This is a genomic window from Providencia sp. CIM-Carb-044, from assembly GCF_033901115.1.
GTDB lineage: Bacteria > Pseudomonadota > Gammaproteobacteria > Enterobacterales > Enterobacteriaceae > Providencia > Providencia hangzhouensis.
The window spans coordinates 1-19,290 of record NZ_JAXADV010000016.1 but is presented as its reverse complement, the minus strand read 5'-3'; the positions used below and the strand labels follow the sequence as shown (position 1 = coordinate 19,290).

The window sequence follows — 19,290 nt, the reverse complement described above, 5'->3', positions numbered from 1 at the left end:
TATTATGACCACCAGCGCATCTAACACACCAGTAAAAGCCATTAACTGGAACCGTATTCAGGATGATAAAGACTTAGAAGTATGGAACCGATTAACAAGCAATTTTTGGCTTCCAGAAAAAGTGCCATTATCTAATGATATTCCGTCTTGGAATACCCTAACTGCTGCAGAAAAACAGTTGACGATACGTGTATTTACTGGTCTTACCCTGCTAGATACGATTCAAAATACGGTCGGTGCACCTTGCTTAATGCCAGATGCTCAAACCCCCCATGAAGAAGCGGTTTTGTCGAATATTAGCTTTATGGAAGCAGTACATGCCCGCTCTTATAGTTCAATATTTTCAACACTCTGCTCAACGGTTGATGTCGATGATGCATACCGCTGGAGTGAAGAAAACAATGCATTACAAAATAAAGCTAAGATCATCCTATCTTATTATTGTGATTCACATCCTTTAAAGAAAAAAATAGCAAGTGTCTTTTTAGAATCATTTCTATTTTATTCAGGTTTTTATTTACCAATGTATTGGTCAAGTAGAGGCAAATTAACCAATACCGCAGATCTTATACGCTTAATTATTCGTGATGAAGCCATACATGGCTATTATATTGGCTATAAATTTCAAAAATCATTAGCACAATATGATGAGAATACTCAGAAAGAAATTAAGGATTTTGCTTTTTCATTATTATTCGATTTATATGAAAATGAAGTAAAATATACACAAGAACTTTATGACACAGTTGGTTGGTCAGAAGATGTCAAAAAATTCCTTCATTATAATGCGAATAAAGCATTAATGAATTTAGGTTATGAAGCCTTATTTCCTGATACGGTCACCGATGTCAGTGCTGCGATATTATCTGCTTTATCTCCTGATGCAAATGAAAATCATGATTTCTTTTCGGGCTCTGGTTCATCTTATATTATTGGTAAAGCAGTCAGTACCGAAGATGATGACTGGGACTTTTAACCAAAGCTTTAATTTAGCTTATTGATAAACATCATTCACAACAAAAACCATACCATGATGAATTATAATGATTTTATTCATCATGGTATTTTTTGGTTCAAAAAATAGACTGATTTATTCGTTTTTTATATGTATATCTGTTTAATTACTCATTTTTAATGAGTTAATCTGGCCATTAATTTCAATTCAATCAAGTTTCACTTCATTTTTCATTAATTTAATTAATCAATAAGCTATTAAATTCAATTTTTTCATCCATCAGTTCAACATCTATCCACCTAAAAATTAAATAAAATCAGTAGTCCCCATATTAATAAAAGCAAAGTGTATTATTTTTGAATAAATTCAACCTCACCAGTAAGTTAACTTTGATATGGAAATCATAAAAATTATCATCCTATAGCTCAATGACACTTTTATTTATATTAATAAAATCATTTTTCACCTCTAACTTTTTTGATTAATTATACTTAACCTAGGGTTGCCAGCTGATTTTATTATGCTAGGGTTTATTGCTTGCAAATTTTACTAATAACTCAAACGGAGGAATTTGAATTTAATCCATAATTAGCTAATCAATTAAACTAAATACAGGAATCTATGCCCTAATAATTTTCAAAGGATAATCATAGTTAGGAAACATAGTGTTAACTATCACTATAGAATTCATCACTCTCAATACAGGTAATTCATTTTCCTTATTGATTGAAAATTGGGTAAATAATATATGGCAATAAAATTACAAGTTAAAAACTTATATAAAATATTTGGGGACAATCCTGATCAAGCATTTAAGCTATTAGAATCAGGTATGAATAAAGATGATATCTTTGAAAAAACAGGCCTAACCGTAGGTGTTCAAGATGTTAATCTGACGATTGAAGAAGGCGAAATCTTTGTTGTCATGGGACTTTCTGGCTCAGGAAAATCTACCTTGGTGCGCCTCCTCAATCGCCTGATAGAACCTACTAGCGGGCAAGTCATGATAGATGGAGAGGATATTTCCAATATCTCTGACAAAGCATTGCGCGAAGTTAGGCGAACAAAAATTAGTATGGTGTTTCAATCCTTTGCATTGATGCCACATATGAACGTCATTGATAACACCGCTTTTGGTATGGAACTTTCTGGTATTCCAAAAGAAGAGCGCCATAAGAAAGCCATGAATGCACTTGAGCAAGTTAATCTTGAAAAATGGGCGAATTCATACCCAGATGAGCTCTCTGGAGGGATGCGTCAGCGTATCGGGTTAGCCAGAGCACTAGCCAATGACCCTGATATTCTGTTAATGGACGAAGCGTTCTCAGCCCTTGACCCATTAATTCGTACTGAAATGCAAGATGAACTGCTCTCCTTACAAGGAGATAAACAACGCACTATTGTCTTTATTTCTCATGATCTTGATGAAGCCATGAGAATTGGTGACCGCATTGCCATCATGCAAGGAGGCGTTGTCGTTCAAGTTGGTACGCCTGATGAAATTCTCAATAATCCAGCGAATGATTATGTTAAGACCTTTTTCCGCGGTGTGGATATCAGCCAAGTATTCAGTGCTAAGGACATCGCGCGTAGGCGGCCAAATGCCCTATTACACATCGCACCGGGTTTTGGTCCCCGTTCCGCGCTAAAAGTCCTTAATGATGAAGATCGCTATCACGGTTATTTAATTTCCCGAGGACATACCTTTGCCGGAGTAGTTTCTGTTGAATCCTTAGAAAAAGCGCTTCACGAAAAAGCAGGTATAGAAGCCGCAATTTTAACTGATATTGAACCAATTCAAGGTGATACATCCTTAAATGAAGTTATTTCTACAGTAGCACAAGCCCCTTGCGCCGTTCCGGTTATTAACGAAAAAAACCGGTATTTAGGCGTGATTTCAAAAGGAATGCTGTTACAAGCGCTGGATAAGGAGACACCAAATGAGTAAGCAAAATCAAGAAACAACGACGAACCAGCAAGATCCATGGGCTGATACTGAAGTCACTGAGACACCAACACAAGGTACTGAAAATACACCAGCTGATGACCCATGGGCAGCGACAAGCTCTAGCGAGACAAATACCTCTGCGGATGATCCTTGGGGCAATGCATCAGACACAACAACACCTACTGATACCAGTTCGAGTGATTGGCTTGATGCCGCACCGACTGATAGCATCGTGCCCGATCAGTTTAATATTATGGACCCCTTCCAAAACACACTGATCCCCCTTGATTCATGGGTTACGCATGCTATCGATTGGGTTGTTCTCAACTTTCGTCCTGTATTCCAAGGAATACGCGCCCCCATTGATTTCATTCTGAGCGGGTTTGAACAATTTCTTACATCACTACCAGCTCCTGTTGCCATTATTATTTTCGCATTACTCACTTGGCAATTAGCCGGACGCGCAATGGGTGTGGCCACATTTATTTCGATGATAGCCATCGGGGCGATTGGTGCTTGGTCAGAAGCGATGGTGACACTATCTCTAGTGCTCACATCTTTACTGTTTTGTATTGTGATAGGACTACCACTGGGTATTTGGTTGGCACGTAGTGATAGAGCCGCTAAGATTATTCGCCCATTACTTGATGCGATGCAAACCACACCTGCATTCGTCTATTTAGTCCCGATTGTTATGTTATTTGGTATCGGTAATGTGCCCGGTGTCGTCGTCACCATTATATTTGCTTTACCGCCAATCATTCGTTTGACCATTTTAGGGATCAAACAAGTCCCAGCTGACTTAATTGAAGCCGCTGAATCATTCGGTGCAAGTCCTCGCCAAATGCTGTTTAAAGTGCAATTGCCATTAGCAATGCCAACCATTATGGCCGGGGTGAACCAAACCTTAATGTTAGCGCTGTCGATGGTCGTTATCGCCTCAATGATTGCCGTCGGAGGCTTAGGCCAGATGGTCTTACGGGGTATTGGTCGCCTTGATATGGGTCTCGCGTCTGTCGGAGGGGTCGGTATTGTTATTCTGGCTATCATCTTAGACCGTTTTACCCAATCTTTAGGGCAAGATACTCGCGGCAAAACATCATGTCGTTGGTATCAAAAAGGCCCTATTGGGCTAGTCATGCGCCCATTTTGTAAAAAAAACCATTAATCAGAACATCCTCCATTCACCTAAGTGCCACTCACGTGGCACCTAACTTGGCTCTTAACTTTAAAGCCAAGCTCGCTGCGAAAAAACAGAGGGAACAATATAATGAAACATAAAATCATTCTTGCATCTGCACTAACAGCCATGTTTACCGTCCCATTTGCAGGTGCTAACGACCTGCCAGGTAAAGGGGTAAAAATTAACCCTGTGCAAAGTACGATCAGTGAGGAGACATTCCAAACACTAATTGTTGCGAAAGCCCTTGAAGAACTCGGCTATGATGTCCAACCGATCAAAGAAGTCGACTATAATGTCGCTTACGCATCAATTGCGAACGGTGATGCGACTTACTTAGCCACCAGCTGGGTTCCTTTACATAATGCGCAATATGACGCCGCTGGTGGTGATAATGTGTTCTATCGTCAAGGTAATTATGTTGTCAATGCGGCTCAAGGCTACCTCATCGACAAAAAAACCGCTGAAAAATACAAGATTACCAATGTTGAACAACTCAAAGACCCTAAAATTGCCAAACTCTTTGATTCAAATGGTAATGGTAAAGCGGATTTAACGGGATGTAACCCCGGTTGGGGCTGTGAAGCAGCCATCAATAACCATTTAAAAGCCTATGACTTAGAAAAAACGGTTGACCATAACCAAGGGAACTACGCGGCAATGATGGCAGATACCATTACCCGATATAAAGAAGGTAAGCCTATTTTATATTATACGTGGACGCCTTATTGGATAAGTGATGTCCTCAAGCCGGGCCGTGATGTAGTTTGGTTAGAAGTGCCATTCTCATCAATGCCAAACGGTGAAAAAACAGACACCACATTACCTAACGGAAAAAACTATGGTTTCCCACCAAATACCATGCATATCGTCGCCAATAAAAAATGGGCTGCAGATAACCCTGCTGCAGCAAAATTATTTGAAGTAATGAAACTACCTATTGCCGATATTAACGCGCAAAACTTAAGAATGCATAATGGTGAAGCGTCTCAATCGGATATTCAGCGCCACACAAATGCTTGGGTCAAAGCCCATCAATCCACTTTTGATGGCTGGGTAAAAGAAGCACAAGAAGCCGCTAAGTAAGTATAAACAGCTCGATTAAGTCACCTTAGCCACCCTAGCCGGTGGCTTTTTTACATCAATGACAAAAAGAAATAAACCAAGGTAATAAATTTTGTTTATAGTAGTCGCCTAGCTAATAATAGGTAATCCTCATGAAACAGACCCAAACTGCAGAGCTAACAACGGGCCTCACTATTTTAATGGCCATTGCCACAGGTCTTGTCGTTGCCAGTAATTACTATGCTCAACCGCTTTTAGACACCATTGCGGGGCAGTTTAATTTAACCACTAATATGGCTGGGTTTATTGTCACCGCGGCCCAACTGGGTTATGCGGCAGGTTTACTTTTTTTAGTCCCGTTGGGAGATTTGTTTGAACGCAAGCGTTTAATTTTAACGATGACCTTTCTTTCGGCATTAGGGCTATTAATTACAGCGCTTTCAAATAATATTTGGCAAATCCTTTTAGGTACCGCCCTTACTGGACTATTTTCAGTTGTTGCACAAGTCCTGATCCCACTAGCAGCATCTATTGCTAAGCCACATAAACGCGGTAAAGCGGTAGGAATGATTATGAGTGGGTTATTGCTGGGCATTTTACTTGCAAGAACGGTTTCAGGTGCTGTTGCTATGGTCGGTGGCTGGCGAGCGATCTATTGGGTGGCCTTTGCATTATTGATGCTGTTAATGATTGTTCTAGCCATTAAACTCCCCCGCTACCATCAAAAAACTAACTTAAACTACTTCCAGCTCATTGGTTCTATTGGCCGGTTATTTTTCGGCACTCCAGTGCTTGCGGTACGCGCTTCTCTCGGTGCATTATCATTTGCCAATTTTGGTTTACTGTGGACCGCAATGGCTTTCTTATTAGCCAGTCCGCCATTCAATTATTCCGAAGGGACTATAGGTTTATTTGGCTTAGTCGGTGCCGCAGGTGCCATTATGGCCTCCCAAGCAGGGCATCTTGTCGATAAAGGCAAAGGAAAGCTCATTACAACTATTGGGTTGGTGTTATTACTATTATCCTGGATACCCATCGGTTTAGCGAAATATTCCCTGGTCGCATTTATCATTGGTATTTTGGTGCTAGACCTTGCAGTACAAGCCGTCCATGTCACCAGTCAGAGTACGTTATATCGAATATTACCTGAAGCTCGTAACCGCCTAACGGCAGGCTATATGACCAGCTATTTCATTGGGGGCGCACTAGGATCTCTACTTTCAGGCTATGCCTATGAACACGCGGGTTGGGAGGGAGTTGCGATTGCAGGTGCAATCTTAACCACTCTAAGTTTAATTATTTGGGCTATCGGTATTCGCTATGATCCCATCATCACCACAACTGATGACTAAACATAACTGATATCTGTATCAATACATTTTATGATGAAAATTTTCGAGATCACATAAACATATAAAATCTCATAATACATTAAACTTATGTGACTCAATTTTACCCATCAAATCTGTTGAATATTGAATAAATAAACAGTTCATCATAAGGCCAATAATTATCAACTGTAATAGTAAACAAAGTAAATATTAGGGAATGACACAGTTAAACAAATACAATGACTCTATGAAAAGGTAGTATAACTGTTAATAAATCAAATTATTGCTATATCAGATAATGTTTAAATTATACAAAAATAAGTAATTACACCTATCCATTAAAAATATCTATCTAAGTTGTAATTATTGGGTAACAAAAAAAATGGTATTGAGTTAATGTCGTGTGATTATATATTGTTTTGTATGATTGAAATTAGCCTTTAATTAAGCATTGGCTTGGTTTTTTTATAACCAAAAATGACACTATCAGTGTAAAAAGGTCAGCCTGCTATACAAAAATAGGTAAATTACATTCATAAAATTTATGAATCATGTATCATTATCAAAATAAAATCGGCGATATTAATTAAGTATAATTGCTAATTCTATCTTTTAATATACCATTTAGGTGGTTGATGACAGTTGTAATCTTACCAACTGAAACTAATAAGGTATCCCAATAATGGAAAGTTCATTTACACCAACTGAAGAGCTACTCAATGCTCGTGTAGAACAACAAGATTCACATGAAAGTCCTATTCCGTATCAAGAAATCCTACTGACACGCCTATGCATGCATGTTCATGGGAAGTTACTTGAAACACGAAATAATATGTTAAGGTCTCAAGGTATTAATGAAACCCTGTTTATGGCACTTATGATCCTTGATACAAAAGACTCCCGCAGTATTCAGCCATCTGAACTCAGTGCGGCTCTTGGTTCCTCACGAACCAATGCAACACGAATTGCAGATGAACTGGAAAAAAATGGTTGGATTGAGCGCAAAGAAAGTCACAACGATAGACGTTGCCTTCATCTACACCTCACAGAAAAAGGGACGGAATTTTTAAATGGCCTATTACCACCTCAACACAGCGCATTAATTGATATTTGGTCTGTTTTAGATGCTGATGAGAAACAACAGCTTAACACGCTGATGCGTAAATTACTGACAAAACTGGATACTATAAAAGATTGACCATAACATTTGTAAGGTTAATGTATTTGAGCCATTCTTAAGCTCAAAGGTGAAAAAAAACTTTTCAGCCCATAATATTTCATTATCCTTTCACCCTTATGCTTTACGATATCCCATCAAACAGCAAAATCATTTGTAGTCTCAGTTTCCAGTGGTTATTACCTAACTACTGGAAACAACCGTGATCCTTATCCAGAGAAGTGGAGAAATACGAGTATGAGTTCCCCTGAGGAAATGCAACAAACGCAAACTCCCCAACGAAATAAAAAAAGGCAACGTAAAAGTGCGCTTATCTTGTTGACTCTATTATTTATTATTATAGGCGTTGGCTGGGGGGCCTACTGGTATCTCGTTCTTCGTCACTATGAATCAACGGATAATGCTTATGTCGCGGGAAACCAAGTACAAATACAATCCCAAGTTTCCGGCAGCGTGATGACTGTCAATGTGGACAACACAGATTTCGTGACAAGTGGAACTGTTTTGGTTGAACTGGACCCACGTGATGCTGAATTAGCTCTCGATAAAGCAAAAACAGAATTAGCCAACAGTGTGCGTCAAACCCGCCAGCACATGGTCAACAGCCGCCAGCTACAAGCCAATATTGAGGTCAAACGTTCTGAATTAAACCGGTTGCAAAATGATTTAAAACGTCGAGAAGTTTTAGGTAGTAGCCATGTCATTGGTAAAGAAGAACTACAACACGCAAGAGAAGCTGTCGTCAGTGCTAAAGCGGCATTAGACATGGCAATAGAACAATATAATGCTAATCAAGCCATAGTGTTAAATAGCTCAATTGAAAAACAACCCGCAGTAGAGCAAGCAGCAACACAAGTTCGAAACGCTTGGCTCACCTTGCAACGGACGAAAATCGTCAGCCCTGTTGATGGCTATGTTTCACGCCGCAGTGTACAAGTGGGTTCACAAATCACCCCTTCAACCCCATTAATGGCCATCGTTCCTTCCAATGGTATGTGGATTGATGCGAACTTTAAAGAAACACAACTTGCGGATATGCGTATCGGCCAACCTGCGAAGGTCATTACTGATTTTTACGGTAAAGATATCGTATTTAACGGTACTGTTGTGGGACTTGATATGGGAACAGGTAGCGCGTTCTCTTTATTACCTGCACAAAATGCCAGTGGTAACTGGATCAAAGTAGTCCAACGCCTACCCGTACGTATAGCCTTAGATGAAAACCAACTTGAAGAATATCCATTACGTATCGGTTTATCCACCGAAGTTACGGTTGATACATTAGATAAAAATGGCAAAGTGCTTTCTAAAGGGATGCGTGATACCCCTGCTTACCATACTGCTGCATTAGCTGTAGATATGTCTCCTGCGGACAAAATAGTTACTGAGATAATTAATAATAACCTAGGAAATAAATAGTGGGGGTGCAATCGTGACGACAGCACCTTTAACGGGATCAAAACTCGCATGGATGACAATTGCTCTTTCATTGGCAACATTTATGCAAGTTCTTGATTCCACCATTGCTAACGTAGCTATTCCAACCATTGCAGGAAACTTGGGGGCATCCAACTCGCAAGGAACATGGGTAATAACCTCTTTCGGCGTTGCCAATGCCATCTCCATCCCCATCACTGGTTGGCTAGCCCGTAGGATAGGTGAAGTCAGGCTATTTTTATGGTCTACAGGCTTATTCGCTTTAACTTCATGGCTATGCGGTATTTCTGGCAGCTTAGAGATGCTGATCTTATTCCGAGTTTTACAAGGTTTAGTCGCAGGACCACTCATTCCTTTATCTCAAAGCCTACTGCTTAACAATTATCCTCCAGCCAAACGCAATATGGCCCTCGCCCTTTGGTCAATGACTATCGTTATTGCTCCGATTTGCGGACCGATTCTTGGTGGTTATATTAGTGATAACTACCATTGGGGCTGGATATTTTTTATCAATGTACCATTTAGTATTGCGATCATTTTTGCCATCATGCGCACCTTAAAAGGCCGTGAAACTAAAATATCTATTCAGCGCATTGATACTATTGGTTTAGTGCTATTGGTTGTTGGTATTGGTGCTTTACAGATTATGCTTGACCAAGGCAAAGAGCTGGATTGGTTTAACTCGACTGAAATTATCGTCCTGACCGTTATTGCTGTTGTCGCTATTGCCTTTTTAATTGTATGGGAACTCACCGATGACCATCCCGTCATCGACTTATCCCTATTTAAAGAACGCAATTTTACGATTGGCTGTTTGTCCTTAAGCCTTGCTTACATGCTCTATTTTGGAACGATTGTACTACTGCCCCAATTGCTACAAGAAGTTTATGGCTATACCGCAACATGGGCTGGGTTAGCCTCTGCACCTGTAGGATTATTACCGCTATTGATTACGCCAATTATAGGGCGTTTTGGTAACCGAATTGATATGCGTTATTTAGTTACATTCAGCTTTATTATCTATGCTGTTTGCTACTATTGGCGTGCTTATACTTTCGAACCTGGGATGAGTTTTGCCGAAGCTGCTTGGCCGCAATTTGTGCAAGGTTTAGCCATCGCTTGTTTCTTTATGCCTTTGACAACCATTACATTATCTGGCCTGCCGCCAGAAAAAATGGCCTCTGCATCGAGTTTATCTAACTTTACTCGTACCCTAGCTGGAGCCATTGGGACATCAATCACCACAACAATGTGGACCCAAAGAGAGTCAATGCATCATGAAAACCTCGCTGAATTTGTTAACCCATATAACCCAAATGCCCAACAGATGTACAGTGAACTGGCGAAAATAGGCATGAATGAGCAGCAAAGTGCAGCCTATCTTGCTAAAACGATTACTGACCAAGGACTGATTATGTCAGCAAATGAGATATTCTGGCTCTCAGCTGGGATTTTTATCCTACTGATGGTCATTGTCTGGTTCGCTAAGCCACCATTTGGGGCAGGTTCAAAAGACGGTGGTGCTCATTAATTAGCCCAACCCAGTGGAATAACTTGGTGATAGATATAAAAAAGCCATACATAGCGGGAATACATCCTTTTATGTATGGTCTTATTTTTCTGATAAAACGTAGGTGGTTATTTAACTTGGTTTTGTTGCCACCACTGGGCTAACATAATTCCTGTTGCAACAGAGACATTCAAGCTTTCCACTTTACCTGTTCCACCGATATAGAGACTCATATCGCCTTGATCCCACGTACTATCACTTAAACCATCACTCTCTTGGCCTAAAACTAAGACCATTTTGGCCGGTAACTTCGCTTTTGCGAGATCTTGACTGCCTTTATGGCTAGAAGTCGTCACAATGGTATAACCCGCTTTGCGGAATTTATCCAAAGTATCTGTCAATCCATCTGCATCAATCGCTTTAATGTGTTCAGCACCACCTTCTGCAGTGCGAATTGCCGCCCCAGACTCTAGCATGCCTGCATCCTGCAAAATCACACCTTTGATACCGAAATGCGCACAGCTACGCATAATTCCGCCCAGATTATGTGGATTTCCCACATCTTCCAGTGCTAATACGCAGTCATTACCTGCCGCTTGCTGCAAGTAAGCATCAGCACTCATTCCACCGCGTTTTTTAATGATAAAACAGACACCACCATGATGTTCAGTTCCGGATGCTTTCGATAACTCTTCGTCATCAACAACGTGGTAAGCTTTGCGATTTGCCGCCATCCATTTTAACGCATCACGAAAACGCGGTGTGACAGATTGCAAGAACCATGCGCGAACAATCGCATCAGGGCGGTTTTTAAACATGGCTTGGCAGGCATTCTCACCATAGATACGAGTTTCTTCTTGGCGCTGCTTACGCAATTGTTCAGGGTCAATCTGGCTCTTACCAACAATTCCGCCATGGTCATTCGTTAACTCTTCGCTATCTGGCTTAGAAACAGTGCGCCATGGCGAACGCTCGCGAGGTGCTTCATTACGGTTATCAGAGCGACGACCTTCACGCCCACCTTCAGGGCGGCTTGAGCGACCACCACGATCTTGACGGGCACCATCTCGTCTATCACCCCCACGCTTGTCATTACCGCGCCTATCATCACGGCCACCGCCTCGGCGTTTATCATTACCTTTATTGTTGTCCTGCTCTTCACTGCGGACATACATCACTTTTACTTTGCCGTTTTTACCACTAAAATCATTCGAGTCGTTCATCACTATCCCCTACTAAGCTATGGCGCGAAGATTACATGATGTTGCATGACTACGCTACCGATTCGCACTATTATCTCATCTAAAAGTTATTGAATATACTTCTATCGTATAGAAATCGTTTTGCGTACAATATGCGCCTTAATTTTAGGCCTAAAAAAAATAATTCAACATGACTTCGAATGCCGTTTATCACCTGCGTCAACAGCGCCTCGCATTATCGACTAAACCGTTTAGGGCACGAGGCTGCCGAGTAAAACGTTGCCAATATTGTTTGTTACCTAACCCACAATGCCTATGCCAAGACACCATATCATCACAAGCAAAAAGCCAATTTTGCTTGATTATGTTTGATGGTGAGGTATTTAAGCCAAGTAATACAGGAAAGTTGATTGCGGATGTTTTGCCCGACACTTTGGCCTTTCAATGGTCAAGAACAGAGCCTGATACGCAGCTATTGGCGGCACTGCAAGACACCACAAGGCAGCCTTACCTTATTTTTCCAGAAAGCTACGCTCAAAATGAACGCATCGTAGTCAATGAACCGACTTTGTCGGATAAACCCGCTTTATTTATTTTACTCGATGGGACCTGGCCTGAAGCACGAAAAATGTTTCGAAAAAGCCCTTATCTTAATGATATTCCAATGCTTTCAATTAATACCAAAGCAAGAACTGACTACTTACTCCGTACGCCATCAAGGGAAGAACAACATTGTACCGCCGAAGTTGCAGCTACCGTTTTAGAATTAGCGGGAGATTTAGACGCTTCACAACAACTCTTTAGCCACTTCAATCTTTTCCGTCGAAAATACCTTGAAGGGAAACCGCATCACCCTATTGCACAGAAGCTACTTACCGAATCCCACCTCTAACTATTTATTGGTACTGTTTTTCTCTTTCTTTTCGAGCCCAGTACCATTAAATGACAACTTTTAGATCGTCGTGCTGATAAAACGTGAACGTGCTTGTATAAATTAATTAAACTCACCAGATAAACTAGCGCAATCTCAAAGATAAGGCATAGTATTCATAAGTATCACTCAGCCACTTTTTATCTATTGAACGCTTATCTCGTTCAGCAAAGCAAAGGGTTATCAACCATGGGTTTAGTCAGTCAGTTAGAATCTTTATTCCGGCCAAAGTCTATCGTTGTCGTGGGAGCATCTGAAAACCCGAGCCGTGCAGGTTCGGTGATGATGAAAAACCTACTTACCAGCGGTTTTAAAGGTCCTATTTTACCTGTTAATCCAAACCGAAACTCTGTCCTCGGCGTACTTGCTTATCCTTCTATAGATAAATTACCGCTCAAACCTGATCTTGCCGTTATCTGTACCCATTACTCACGTAATATCTCCTGTTTACAGCAATTAGGGGAAGCTGGCTGTAAAGTGGTTATTATTTTGTCATCCCCTTCAATTCAGTTTAATGAATTAAAAAAAGTCGCCCAGCAATATCAAATTCGCCTATTAGGCCCGAATAGCCTAGGTTTTCTCGCCCCATGGCAAGGTTTGAATGCAAGTTTTTCTCCAATACCAATCTTAAAAGGAAAACTCGCTTTTATCTCTCAATCTGCTGCTGTATCGAATACCGTTCTGGATTGGGCAAGGCACCGAGACATCGGTTTTTCTTATTTTATTGCCCTTGGTGATAGCATCGATATAGATATTGACGATTTACTCGATTACTTAGCGCGTGACAGCAAAACCAGCGCTATTTTGTTGTACCTTGAGAGCATTAGTGATGCACGACGTTTCTTATCATCATCTCGCAGTGCCTCACGCAATAAACCTATATTAGTGATAAAAAGTGGTCGAACCCGCAAAGCACAAAAACTACTGGGCGATAAACCTAGCCTAGATGCCGCTTACGATGCTGCTATCCAGCGTGCAGGTCTTCTTCGCGTGCAAGATACTCACGAAATGTTTTCTGCGGTTGAGACATTAAGCTATATGACTCCATTACGCGGTGAGCGTCTTTCAATCATGAGTAATGGTTCTGCCCCAGCCGCGATGGCATTAGACGAACTTCTCTTACGTAATGGTAAACTTGCAACGCTAAGTGTTGAAACAGAAAATGAATTAAGCTCACTATTACCTCTTGATTTATCAACACAAAATCCGATTGACTTAGGAGATGATTCCACAGTTGAGCGCTATATCAATGTACTAAACAAAATGCTCGATAGCCATGACCATGACGCTTTGTTACTTATCCACACTCCCAGTGCGATAACTGAAAGTAAAACCATGGCAGAAAAAATTATTAAAACTATTAAGCAACACCCACGCGGAAAATGGCTAACCATTTTAACCAACTGGTGTGGAGAATATTCCTCTCAAGAATCTCGTCGCCTATTTAGTGAAGCTGGGATCCCTACCTACCGCACTCCAGAAGGGGCAATCACGGCGTATATGCATATGGTGGAATATCGCCGTAACCAAAAACAATTAAAAGAAACGCCAGCCCTCCCAGTAGGTATCACCGCTAATACGCAACAGGCTCATGAATATATTCAGCAAGCATTAGAAAATAATAAGCTCCACTTGGATACTCATGAAGTTCAGCCAATTTTAAAAGCCTACGGGTTAAATAGCTTACCCACCTGGATTGCACATTCGAGCAATGAAGCCATTGAAATCGCAGAGAAAATTGGTTACCCCGTTGCTTTAAAACTACGTTCTCCCGATATTGTACACAAGTCAGAAGTACAAGGGGTCATGCTCTATTTACGCAATGCTAAAGAGGTAGAAGATGCAGCTAAAGCGATTATGGAACGTGTTTCAACAAATTTCCCTAATGCACGAATTGAAGGTCTACTAGTACAAAGTATGGCTAATCGAGCAGGTGCTCAAGAGCTCAGGATCGCTGTTGAACTAGACCCTGTCTTTGGCCCTCTTATCATGTTAGGAGAAGGTGGTATTGAGTGGCAACAAGAGAGCCAAGCTGCTGTAGCTCTTCCTCCGCTAAATATGGCTTTAGCTCGCTACCTAGTTATTAATGCTATTAAAGGTTATAAAATAAAATCCCGAAGTGCTTTAGAACCATTAAACATCATAGGGTTATCTGCTTTATTAGTACGAGTTTCAAATTTAATTATTGATTGCCCAAATATTACAAGGTTAGATATTCATCCATTGCTCGCCTCAGGGGATGAATTTACTTTACTTGATGTCTCCATGGCATTAAGCCCAACAGATGATGCGACAACATCAAGGCTGGCAATTCGCCCTTATCCTAGTGAGCTAGAAGAAACAATTCATTTAAAAGAAGATCTTACCTGCTTACTACGACCGATCCTCCCTGAAGATGAACCTTTGCTAAAATCCTTTATAGAGCAAGTGACTAAAGAGGATCTTTATTATCGCTACTTTAGCGAGATCAGCGAATTTACCCACGATGATCTTGCCAATATGACACAGATTGATTATGACCGTGAAATGGCTTTCGTTGCGGTAAAAAACCCCAATACTACGCCTGAAATTATTGGCGTCACGCGAGCAATGGCTGATCCTGATAACCAAGAGGCTGAATTTGCAGTACTGGTTCGCTCTGATATGAAAGGGCAAACGCTCGGTTATCAACTTATGCAAAAGTTACTTAACTATACGCGAAGCCACGGCATTAAAAAGCTAACAGCCATAACTATGCCTGAAAACCGCAATATGATAAGCCTAGCTAAAAAACTTGGTTTTGAGATTGACGTTCAATTTGAAGATGGAGTCGTTAATCTGACACTTCACTTATAGAAATATCTAAGGACACGGCTTAACTTGTATAGTAATTAAACAAGTCGTCAATTTATACTAAATGGTTTAGCTAAATATGCTATCATCCATAGATCATTCGCTTAAAAATGTGCGCAAAGCGAGTTGCTATTAGACTAATAAGAGAAAATTTACACTGTGATGTTGTCAAAATTAAAACAAGCAAAACATCAACAATATTTGTTAAGTTTACCAAAACTCTCTCAAGAAATTGCTGATGTAAAAACGCTATATAAGACAGAAGATTTTCGTGATGAACTGCTTAAACAAATTTCTCAGGCTCAAAATACTATCTACATAACGGCTTTGTATTTAGAGAAAGACGATGCAGGTAAAGACGTACTTCATGCTTTATACGCTGCAAAACAAGCTAATACATCATTGGATATCAAAATTCTCGTAGACTGGCACCGTGCTCAGCGAGGTCGCATCGGGGTTGCAGCAAACGCCACTAATGCCGATTGGTATTATGATGTTGCAAAACATTACCCTGAAATTGAAATCCCTATCTACGGCATCCCTGTAAATACACGGGAAGCTCTGGGTGTTTTGCATCTAAAAGGCTTTTTATTTGATGATACTCTACTCTATAGCGGGGCAAGTATTAATGACGTCTATTTACAACGTCATAGTAAATACCGTTACGACCGCTATCACCTGATCAAAAATAGCCAACTTACCGCATCAATGAAAAAATTTATTGATGACGCATTACTACAAGCTGATGCCATTCATTTATTAAATACGCCAACTCGACCAAAAACAGCTGAGTTTAAGCATTTAATTAAACAATTTCGTTTGGGCTTACGGGGAGCGTCCTATCAATTTTCAGGGAATGCAACTAATGATGAGCTGTCCGTCACTCCCTTTGTTGGTCTCGGTAAGAAAAACGATTTAAACCGTGTTATCACGCATTTAATGGGTGCAACAAGCAATAAACTAACAATCTGTACGCCTTATTTTAATTTGCCTGCAGTGTTAGTTAGGGTTATTAGTCGGTTACTGCGTGATGGCAAACAAGTAGAAATTATCATTGGTGACAAAACTGCCAACGACTTCTATATCCCACCTGAAGAGCCATTTAAAATTATTGGTGCATTGCCATACCTTTATGAGATCAACTTGCGCCGTTTTGTTAGTCGCTTGCAACGCTTTATTGATAGCCAGCAATTAACAGTAAGGCTCTGGAAAGATTCGGACAATACCTACCACCTAAAAGGAATGTGGGTTGATAATGACTGGCAATTAATCACGGGTAACAACCTTAACCCACGAGCTTGGGGGTTAGATCTTGAAAACGCAGTATTAATTCACGATCCAAAACAACAGTTGCAAGAGCAACGCAATCACGAGCTAGAGTGCATTCGAACTCATACTAAGGTTGTTAGCCATTTTCGTGAACTGGATAGCATCCAAACCTATCCTGTTAAAGTGAAGAAATTAATCCGACGACTACGTCGAATACGAGTCGATCGCTTAATTAGCCGCATCCTTTAGAATTTAAACAAAGCGTCACTCCGGTGGCGCTTTTACTTTGCTACTTTAATTTTTTAGGTATCTTACCAAAAATGTTTAAATCACTGATCATTAGCTTACTTATATTCATTTCAACAGGATGTACTGGTTTTCATTGGGCTAATGATAATTGGCAAGGTAAAGATAAAGCGCAGCATTTTGCATTTTCAGCCGCGATGGCTGCGGCTGGTAATGCTTATGCAGATAAACAAAACATGCAACACCGCGATGCTGCCATATTTGGTATTCTATTTTCAGTTTCTCTTGGCGCAGCAAAAGAGCTTTATGACAGCAGGCCTAATGGTACTGGGTGGAGTTGGCATGATTTTGCCTATGATGTTGCAGGGTCAATAGCAGGTTATAGTTTATATCAGTCCTTAAAGTAACCCACGCCCTTCTTTCCCATTTTTACATTCCTCTCCTATTTTTAATATTTCGCTCACCATCGAAGTATCTATAAATTAAACCGTTATAGTTGAGCTTCTACATTAAGGAGAGTTTTATGATTGCCGTAATTTTTGAAGCCATCCCAATACCAGTGCAAAAAGAGCGTTATTTTGAATTGGCAGCCAAACTTAAATCTGAACTTATGCACATTGACGGGTTTATTGCTGTCGAACGCTTTCAATCTATTACAACAGAAGGAAAAATTCTCTCACTTTCATGGTGGGAAACAGAAGAAGCAGTAAAACAATGGAAAAACCATTTCATGCATATCGATGCACAAGTTGAAGGACAACAAACCATTTTTTCCCATTATCGAATTCGAGTTGCCCATACCTTAAAGGATTACTCATTCAATAACGAGGATAGCTTTGATGTATGATATTCATGTGATTATTGAAAACCAAGTAGGTGCTTTAGCACTATTGGCGACAACATTAGGGAAACATGGTATTGGCCTTGAAGGTGGTGGCGTTTTTTCTATCGAAGAAAAAAGTCATGCTCACTTTCTTGTTACCCAGCCAGAAAAAGCACGAGATGCCTTAACTACTGAGGGTTTACAGGTTGAAAGTATCATACAACCAGTGATCCGCAAATTAAAACAAGAACGTCCTGGCGAACTTGGAGAAATTGTTTCTCAACTCGCACTTCACCAAATTAATATCCTTGTTCAATACAGCGACCACAATAACAGGTTAATATTAATAACAGACAACAATATATTAGCCGCTGAAGTAACAAAGAAGTGGGAAAGCCAACCATGATACCAAGCAAAGATAGTATTCCCATTGAAGAAAAAGAGCCATTAGAACAATCTATCGCAAAAGTTGCCTCTGCGATTGCTGACCCTTCAAGGGTCAGTATTTTGTGTGCATTAATGGATGGCAGGGCTTGGACAGCAACAGAATTAAGCGTAGCTGCAAATATAGCCCCATCAACAACGAGTGCACACTTAACTAAACTTTTAAACAGCCACTTAATTAGTTGTCTATCTCAAGGAAGACACCGTTATTATAGGCTTGCAGGCACAGACATTGCCGAATTATTAGAAACATTAATGGGGGTATCCATGAAATTGGAGTACACCCCACCTATAACAACACCTATTCATCTGCGAAAGGCACGTACTTGCTATGATCACTTAGCCGGAGAAATTGCCGTTCAGATCTACGAATTTATGGATAAAAATGGCTGGTTTACAGCTAGAGAAAATAAATTATCAATGATTGGTGCCAATCAATTTAAAAAATTAGGCATCGACATTGATCCTAATACAAAACGAAAAATAGCAAATGCTTGTTTGGATTGGAGTGAAAGACGTATGCACCTAGGGGGACTAGCAGGAACCTTACTATTGAAATTTTTTGCAGAAAAAGAATGGATAGAGAAAACAAAAGGTTATCGAGAAATTACTTTTACTACCTACGGTAAGAAAGCTTTAAAGCGTATTTTTAATATTAATATAGCTTAACCCCCCAACAAAATAACGAACACCCCTAGAACGATTTGATAATATACTTACCAAGCTAATTACTAATTAAAAGCAGACGCAAAACTGTATTTCTCCAAACAATGCCCCAAGTCACCTACAATAGGTTATTATCCATAAAATCCAGTATGTTAGTAATACAAAAAAGCCTCGTGATTTTTATCACGAGGCTTTGATAAGTGGCGGAACGGACGGGACTCGAACCCGCGACCCCCTGCGTGACAGGCAGGTATTCTAACCAACTGAACTACCG

16 protein-coding genes are annotated in these 19,290 nt (G+C 40.3%); 15 read left to right on the top strand and 1 reads right to left on the bottom strand.

The window, feature by feature from the left end; translation table 11 throughout:
- The first annotated feature begins 4 nt into the window (after positions 1 to 4).
- The 8 genes from nrdF (at position 5) to emrB (ending at position 10,624) form a co-directional block, all read left to right on the top strand.
- Positions 5 to 976: a class 1b ribonucleoside-diphosphate reductase subunit beta gene (gene nrdF / locus SJ312_RS20505; protein ID WP_094961793.1), complete on the top strand. Its 972-nt coding sequence runs from the start codon at positions 5 to 7 to the stop codon at positions 974 to 976.
- 727 nt (positions 977 to 1,703) lie between these two features.
- A complete protein-coding gene (proV, locus tag SJ312_RS20500; RefSeq protein ID WP_004257111.1) occupies positions 1,704 to 2,903 on the top strand; it encodes a glycine betaine/L-proline ABC transporter ATP-binding protein ProV in 1,200 nt (399 codons plus the stop codon).
- Entirely contained in the window at positions 2,896 to 4,071 is a 1,176-nt protein-coding gene (gene proW, locus SJ312_RS20495) for a glycine betaine/L-proline ABC transporter permease ProW (protein ID WP_165880261.1), read from the top strand. The genes proV and proW overlap by 8 nt, the downstream gene beginning before the upstream one ends.
- Positions 4,072 to 4,173: 102 nt before the next feature.
- On the top strand, positions 4,174 to 5,169 hold the full coding sequence (gene proX / locus SJ312_RS20490) for a glycine betaine/L-proline ABC transporter substrate-binding protein ProX (RefSeq protein ID WP_319868297.1): 996 nt from the start codon (positions 4,174 to 4,176) through the stop codon (positions 5,167 to 5,169).
- 131 nt (positions 5,170 to 5,300) lie between these two features.
- A complete protein-coding gene (locus SJ312_RS20485; protein WP_136134943.1) occupies positions 5,301 to 6,500 on the top strand; it encodes an MFS transporter in 1,200 nt (399 codons plus the stop codon).
- Positions 6,501 to 7,161: 661 nt separating this feature from the next.
- The gene (gene mprA / locus SJ312_RS20480) at positions 7,162 to 7,677 is read left to right on the top strand and encodes a transcriptional repressor MprA (RefSeq protein WP_004257124.1); all 516 of its coding nucleotides are present in this window, start codon (positions 7,162 to 7,164) and stop codon (positions 7,675 to 7,677) included.
- Positions 7,678 to 7,893: 216 nt separating this feature from the next.
- On the top strand, positions 7,894 to 9,075 hold the full coding sequence (emrA, locus tag SJ312_RS20475) for a multidrug efflux MFS transporter periplasmic adaptor subunit EmrA (protein ID WP_153674166.1): 1,182 nt from the start codon (positions 7,894 to 7,896) through the stop codon (positions 9,073 to 9,075).
- Positions 9,076 to 9,088: 13 nt separating this feature from the next.
- On the top strand, positions 9,089 to 10,624 hold the full coding sequence (emrB, locus tag SJ312_RS20470; RefSeq protein ID WP_110591302.1) for a multidrug efflux MFS transporter permease subunit EmrB: 1,536 nt from the start codon (positions 9,089 to 9,091) through the stop codon (positions 10,622 to 10,624).
- Positions 10,625 to 10,731: 107 nt separating this feature from the next.
- Here the strand turns inward: emrB and SJ312_RS20465 are convergent, their stop codons facing one another.
- Positions 10,732 to 11,826 carry a tRNA/rRNA methyltransferase gene (locus SJ312_RS20465; RefSeq protein ID WP_004257138.1) on the bottom strand — a complete coding sequence of 365 codons (1,095 nt, stop codon included), beginning with the start codon at positions 11,824 to 11,826 and terminating at the stop codon, positions 10,732 to 10,734.
- 169 nt (positions 11,827 to 11,995) lie between these two features.
- Between SJ312_RS20465 and SJ312_RS20460 the strand changes: the two genes are divergently transcribed.
- The 7 genes from SJ312_RS20460 (at position 11,996) to SJ312_RS20430 (ending at position 19,019) form a co-directional block, all read left to right on the top strand.
- Positions 11,996 to 12,697, top strand: a complete 702-nt coding sequence (locus SJ312_RS20460) for a tRNA-uridine aminocarboxypropyltransferase (RefSeq protein ID WP_164455904.1) — start codon at positions 11,996 to 11,998, stop codon at positions 12,695 to 12,697.
- A 228-nt stretch (positions 12,698 to 12,925) separates the two neighbouring features.
- Positions 12,926 to 15,571, top strand: coding sequence for a bifunctional acetate--CoA ligase family protein/GNAT family N-acetyltransferase (locus SJ312_RS20455; protein ID WP_096864975.1), 2,646 nt, complete (start codon positions 12,926 to 12,928; stop codon positions 15,569 to 15,571).
- Between the two features lie 159 nt (positions 15,572 to 15,730).
- Positions 15,731 to 17,086 (top strand): CDP-diacylglycerol--serine O-phosphatidyltransferase, encoded by a 1,356-nt coding sequence (pssA, locus tag SJ312_RS20450; protein WP_153674180.1) that lies wholly within the window; start codon positions 15,731 to 15,733, stop codon positions 17,084 to 17,086.
- Between the two features lie 71 nt (positions 17,087 to 17,157).
- Entirely contained in the window at positions 17,158 to 17,490 is a 333-nt protein-coding gene (locus tag SJ312_RS20445) for a YfiM family lipoprotein (RefSeq protein WP_094961836.1), read from the top strand.
- A gap of 116 nt (positions 17,491 to 17,606) precedes the next feature.
- Entirely contained in the window at positions 17,607 to 17,930 is a 324-nt protein-coding gene (locus SJ312_RS20440; protein ID WP_094961787.1) for an antibiotic biosynthesis monooxygenase family protein, read from the top strand.
- A complete protein-coding gene (locus tag SJ312_RS20435; protein WP_004257151.1) occupies positions 17,923 to 18,312 on the top strand; it encodes a hypothetical protein in 390 nt (129 codons plus the stop codon). The genes SJ312_RS20440 and SJ312_RS20435 overlap by 8 nt, the downstream gene beginning before the upstream one ends.
- Complete coding sequence (locus SJ312_RS20430; RefSeq protein ID WP_319868294.1) at positions 18,309 to 19,019, top strand: metalloregulator ArsR/SmtB family transcription factor; 711 nt, start codon at positions 18,309 to 18,311, stop codon at positions 19,017 to 19,019. The genes SJ312_RS20435 and SJ312_RS20430 overlap by 4 nt, the downstream gene beginning before the upstream one ends.
- Positions 19,020 to 19,290: the final 271 nt, after the last annotated feature.

Coding starts and splice junctions, on each gene's coding strand:
- nrdF (WP_094961793.1), top strand. CDS start 5: ATGACCACCAGCGCATCTAACACACCAGTAAAAGCCATTAACTGGAAC.
- proV (WP_004257111.1), top strand. CDS start 1,704: ATGGCAATAAAATTACAAGTTAAAAACTTATATAAAATATTTGGGGAC.
- proW (WP_165880261.1), top strand. CDS start 2,896: ATGAGTAAGCAAAATCAAGAAACAACGACGAACCAGCAAGATCCATGG.
- proX (WP_319868297.1), top strand. CDS start 4,174: ATGAAACATAAAATCATTCTTGCATCTGCACTAACAGCCATGTTTACC.
- SJ312_RS20485 (WP_136134943.1), top strand. CDS start 5,301: ATGAAACAGACCCAAACTGCAGAGCTAACAACGGGCCTCACTATTTTA.
- mprA (WP_004257124.1), top strand. CDS start 7,162: ATGGAAAGTTCATTTACACCAACTGAAGAGCTACTCAATGCTCGTGTA.
- emrA (WP_153674166.1), top strand. CDS start 7,894: ATGAGTTCCCCTGAGGAAATGCAACAAACGCAAACTCCCCAACGAAAT.
- SJ312_RS20465 (WP_004257138.1), bottom strand. CDS start 11,826: ATGAACGACTCGAATGATTTTAGTGGTAAAAACGGCAAAGTAAAAGTG.
- SJ312_RS20460 (WP_164455904.1), top strand. CDS start 11,996: ATGACTTCGAATGCCGTTTATCACCTGCGTCAACAGCGCCTCGCATTA.
- SJ312_RS20455 (WP_096864975.1), top strand. CDS start 12,926: ATGGGTTTAGTCAGTCAGTTAGAATCTTTATTCCGGCCAAAGTCTATC.
- pssA (WP_153674180.1), top strand. CDS start 15,731: ATGTTGTCAAAATTAAAACAAGCAAAACATCAACAATATTTGTTAAGT.
- SJ312_RS20445 (WP_094961836.1), top strand. CDS start 17,158: ATGTTTAAATCACTGATCATTAGCTTACTTATATTCATTTCAACAGGA.
- SJ312_RS20440 (WP_094961787.1), top strand. CDS start 17,607: ATGATTGCCGTAATTTTTGAAGCCATCCCAATACCAGTGCAAAAAGAG.
- SJ312_RS20435 (WP_004257151.1), top strand. CDS start 17,923: ATGTATGATATTCATGTGATTATTGAAAACCAAGTAGGTGCTTTAGCA.
- SJ312_RS20430 (WP_319868294.1), top strand. CDS start 18,309: ATGATACCAAGCAAAGATAGTATTCCCATTGAAGAAAAAGAGCCATTA.